Source organism: Allorhizocola rhizosphaerae (genome assembly GCF_003426775.1).
Classification (GTDB): Bacteria; Actinomycetota; Actinomycetes; order Mycobacteriales; family Micromonosporaceae; genus Allorhizocola; species Allorhizocola rhizosphaerae.
The window spans coordinates 1-3777 of the sequence record NZ_QJUG01000397.1; the positions used below are offsets into that span (position 1 = coordinate 1).

Annotated in this window: 6 protein-coding genes; 3 read left to right on the forward strand and 3 right to left on the reverse strand. The window is 71.0% G+C overall.

Annotated elements, in window-relative coordinates:
* The first annotated feature begins 266 nt into the window (after positions 1 to 266).
* Both DM816_RS45070 and DM816_RS40800 read left to right on the forward strand, forming a co-directional pair.
* A complete protein-coding gene (locus DM816_RS45070) occupies positions 267 to 1148 on the forward strand; it encodes a DUF2785 domain-containing protein (RefSeq protein WP_117215795.1) in 882 nt (293 codons plus the stop codon).
* A gap of 10 nt (positions 1149 to 1158) precedes the next feature.
* On the forward strand, positions 1159 to 1815 hold the full coding sequence (locus DM816_RS40800) for an O-methyltransferase (protein WP_162908380.1): 657 nt from the start codon (positions 1159 to 1161) through the stop codon (positions 1813 to 1815).
* Here DM816_RS40800 and DM816_RS40805 read toward each other — a convergent pair.
* Positions 1773 to 2195 (reverse strand): HIT family protein, encoded by a 423-nt coding sequence (locus DM816_RS40805; RefSeq protein ID WP_117215797.1) that lies wholly within the window; start codon positions 2193 to 2195, stop codon positions 1773 to 1775. The two genes, DM816_RS40800 and DM816_RS40805, sit on opposite strands and share 43 nt — an antisense overlap.
* A gap of 114 nt (positions 2196 to 2309) precedes the next feature.
* On the opposite strand from DM816_RS40805, the gene DM816_RS40810 reads away from it, so the two are divergent.
* Positions 2310 to 2792, forward strand: coding sequence for a GNAT family N-acetyltransferase (locus tag DM816_RS40810; RefSeq protein WP_117215798.1), 483 nt, complete (start codon positions 2310 to 2312; stop codon positions 2790 to 2792).
* Positions 2793 to 2892: 100 nt separating this feature from the next.
* Here the strand turns inward: DM816_RS40810 and DM816_RS40815 are convergent, their stop codons facing one another.
* Positions 2893 to 3102, reverse strand: coding sequence for a cold-shock protein (locus DM816_RS40815; RefSeq protein ID WP_117215799.1), 210 nt, complete (start codon positions 3100 to 3102; stop codon positions 2893 to 2895).
* A 72-nt stretch (positions 3103 to 3174) separates the two neighbouring features.
* On the reverse strand, positions 3175 to 3777 hold a 603-nt coding region (locus tag DM816_RS40820), incomplete at its 5' end, for a YaaA family protein (RefSeq protein WP_117215800.1).

The following is a 3777-nucleotide window of genomic DNA, read 5'->3' on the forward strand; positions in this document are numbered from 1 at the left end:
GTGCCCGACATCGCGGCGGTCACCGACGCCGGCGGCCGGTTCACCTTCGGCGGGCTGGGTCCGGGGGCGTACCGGCTGCGGGCGAACGGGCCCGGCGGTGGGCAGGGCGAGGCCGATGTCACCCTGCCCGGTAACGAATGCGTCATCCGGCTGGACCGGTAGTCCAGAGTGGACGCTGCCTGTGCTCGCGCGTGTACGGTGCGCAAGCGTGCGCCTACCGATAACAGGGGGTGACGGTCGGGGCGGCAACCACTAGGTTCGGGAACATGTTCGAGGCGAGCTTCTGGGAGAAGATCAAGGCCAATGACATGCAGCCGCCCCGGGACCAGCCGATCGACCTGCTGATCGAGGAGCTGGAGCACATGCTGCGCTCGCCGGTGGAGCAGACCCGCGACACGTTCGCCCTGGAGATCCTCGGCGACTGGGTGCTGGCCGGGCACTGCGATCACGACCTGGAGGACCTGGGCGGGCGGCTGTGCGCGGCGTTGTTCCGCGGGCTGGGCGAGCAGGAGTCCGACACGGTGTTCGGCCGCTCGTTCTCGGCATTGACCTTGGGGCTGTGCATCGAGCGGGACAACACCGTGCGGCTGCTGCCGGCCGAGACGGTGCTGCAGTGGCTGGGCGCGTTCCTGATGTGGTGGGAGCTGGAGGCCGACCTGCGCGGGGTGATCGACCCGCACAAGGGGGTGGCGCATGCGGTGGCCCACGGCGCCGACGTGATCGCCGCGGTGGCCCGTTCCCGGCACCTGCCCACCGAGCAGGCGCGGGTGCTGCTGGGCAGTGTGGTGGTGCGGCTGCGCACCGCGACCACCGGGCCGCTGCTGTTCGGCGAGGACGACCGGCTGGCCTACGCCACCATGGCTTTGCTGCACCGCGGTGATCTCGGGGCGGCCGATCTGCGGCAGGCCATCGAGCCGCTCAACCACCTGGGCCGCACCGAGCAGCGCTTCGACCTGCAGCCGTCGGCGTATGGCCGGCTCAACTCGCTCAACTGGCTGCGCGCGCTGTATCTGCAGTTGCGCCTCGGGGTGCAGCCGATGCCGTGGGTGGCCGACGCCTCCCACTTCGGCCGGCCGGTGCCGCAGCGCGCCGAGATGCTGGCCGCGTTGGAGCACACCTTGCGGTACTACTCGTACTGGTTTGCCTAGGCTGGGCTGCGTGAATCAGGAACTGTGGAACTCGGTCGACTCGTACATCGCCGGCAAGCTGGTCGGCGAGGATCTGGATTTCGTGCTCAAGGCCAGCGACGCGGCCGGGCTGCCGCCGATCGCGGTGTCCCCGGCGCACGGCAAACTGCTGCACCTGTACGCGCGGGCGATCGGCGCGCGCCGGGTGCTGGAGATCGGCACCCTCGGCGGCTACAGCACGATCTGGCTGGCCCGGGCGCTGCCCGAGGACGGCAAAGTGATCACCTGCGAGTACAGCGCCAGGCACGCCGAGGTGGCCAAGGCCAACCTGCAGGCGGCCGGGGTGGCCGGCAAGGTGGAGATCCGGGTCGGCGCGGCCCTGGACACCCTGCCGCAGCTTTCCGGTGGTGAGCCGTTCGACCTGGTGTTCGTCGACGCCGACAAGGAGAACAACCCGCACTACTGGCAGTGGGCGCTGCGGCTGACCCGGCCCGGCGCGCTGATCATCGTGGACAACGTGGTGCGTGGCGGGAAGGTGGCCGCCGCGTCCGACGAGCCGATGATCGTGGGCACCCGCGCCCTGTATGACGCCGTGGCCGCCTCCGGGCAGCCGGCCACGGCCGTGCAGACCCTGGGGGTCAAGGGCTACGACGGGTTCCTCATCGCCTTGCGCACCGACGAGGCGTAGGAGCGGGCCTCGGCGTCGTCGGCGTATTTGGTGCGCGGCCAGAAAAAGCCGCGCAGCCCGTCGCCTTTGACCCGGGGCACCACATGGGTGTGCAGGTGCGGCACGCTTTGGCTGACCCGGTTGTTCATCGCCACGAACGTCCCGCCGGCCTGCAGCCCCTCCTCCACCGCGGCGGCGACGGCCTGCACCCGCAGGAAGTACGGCTGCACCGCCGCGGCGGGCAGGTCGGCCAGCGTGGCCACATGCGCACGCGGCACCACCAGCACATGCCCTTTGAACACCGGCCGCACGTCCAGGAACGCGGCCACCTCGTCGTCGCTGTGCACCATGAACCCGGGTTTGTCGCCGGCGGCGATGGCGCAGAACAGGCAGTCGGTCATAGCCCTGCCAAGCTATCACCGCCCGCGGCGGCCCAGGGCCGAGGTGCGGCGGGTACCTGACCGACGCCGCAGCGTGGCAACACGGCCGAAACCTGGCCGGGTTAATTTCGCCGCATGCTGATCAGACCCATGGCCGCTGACGACGCCCACCAGGTGTTGGCCATCTACCAGGCCGGGTTGGACACCGGCCACGCCAGCTTCGAGACCACCGCGCCCGACTGGCCCGCCTTCGACACGACGCGGCTGCCCGGCCACCGGTTCGTCGCACAGGACGGCGAGATCGTGGGCTGGGTCGCGGTGTCGCAGGTGTCGGCCCGGCCCGTCTACCGCGGCGTGGTCGAGCACAGCATCTACATCTCCCCCGCCGCCCACGGCCAAGGTGTGGGCCTGGCGCTGCTGCACCGGCTGATCGCCTCCACCGAGGCGGCCGGCATCTGGACCATCCAATCCGGAGTGTTCCCGGAAAACAAGGCCAGCCTGCGCCTGCACGAAAAGGCCGGGTTCCGCACGGTCGGGGTGCGTGAACGCGTCGGCCGCCACCACGGGGTGTGGCGCGACGTGGTGCTGCTGGAGCGGCGCAGCCCGACCGTGGGCTAGAGGGTCTTCGTGAAGAAGCCGACCTCGCCGGTGCGCAGGTCGTCGCACACCCGCACGCCGCGGCCGGGCTTGCCGGCCCGGCCGCGGCGCGACAGCGGGCTCACTGCCGCCGCGGTGACACGTTTTCGGCCTGCGGGCCCTTGGGTCCCTGCGTGATGTCGAACTCGACCGGCTGGCCCTCCTCCAGCGACCGGTATCCCTGTGTCTGTATGGCGGAGAAGTGAACGAACACATCAGGCCCGCCGTCGTCCTGCTGGATGAAGCCGAAGCCCTTGTCGGCGTTGAACCACTTCACTTTGCCTGTTGCCATGACGCGCAATCCCCTTTGTCGCAAACTCGCTCGATCCTAGAGGCAGGTGTCGGCCAAAGCAGGCATTACCCGTCAGGCCAGCGTGTCTACCGTGATGTCGAGCCGGTCACCGTCGGCGCGCACGTCGTATCCGAGCTCGCGCAGGGCCGCGGCCAGCGCGGCGGTGCCGTCGACGGCCACCCCGGCCAGGGCCAGGTCACGCACCAGCCGGCCCTTGGTGGCCTTGTTGAAGTGGCTGACCACCTTGCCGTCGTGCAGCACGCGGACGGTGGCCGCGTGGGCCGGGCGCCACATGCCCTGATAGGGGCCCGAACGCAGGTCCACCGCGAACTGCCGGCTGTGCATGGCGGTCAGCCGGCGCCGCCACCAGGACCCCAGCGCCGCGTCCAGGCCCGGCAGCCGCACGCCGGGCGGGCAACGGTAGGCCGGGATCCGGTCGCCGAGCCCGACCATGCCCCACAGCGCCGAGAACACCACCACCGAGGCGCGGGCGTAACGCTGCGCGGCCGGGGGCAGGGTGGCGTAGTCCAGCGCCGCATACAGCACGCCCGTGTACACCTTGGCCGCCGCCGCGGCGGGGGCCTGTTCCAGCCGGGCGTTGCGGGCCACCTCACCGGCCTGCCCGGCGGTCAGCCCGAGCGTGTGCCGGGCGGTTTCGGCCTCGCCCCGGCACAG

Bases quoted from the DNA above. Each gene is read 5' to 3' on its own strand.
- DM816_RS40815 (WP_117215799.1), bottom strand. From the start codon at position 3,102: ATGGCAACAGGCAAAGTGAAGTGGTTCAACGCCGACAAGGGCTTCGGC.
- DM816_RS40810 (WP_117215798.1), top strand. From the start codon at position 2,310: ATGCTGATCAGACCCATGGCCGCTGACGACGCCCACCAGGTGTTGGCC.
- DM816_RS40805 (WP_117215797.1), bottom strand. From the start codon at position 2,195: ATGACCGACTGCCTGTTCTGCGCCATCGCCGCCGGCGACAAACCCGGG.
- DM816_RS45070 (WP_117215795.1), top strand. From the start codon at position 267: ATGTTCGAGGCGAGCTTCTGGGAGAAGATCAAGGCCAATGACATGCAG.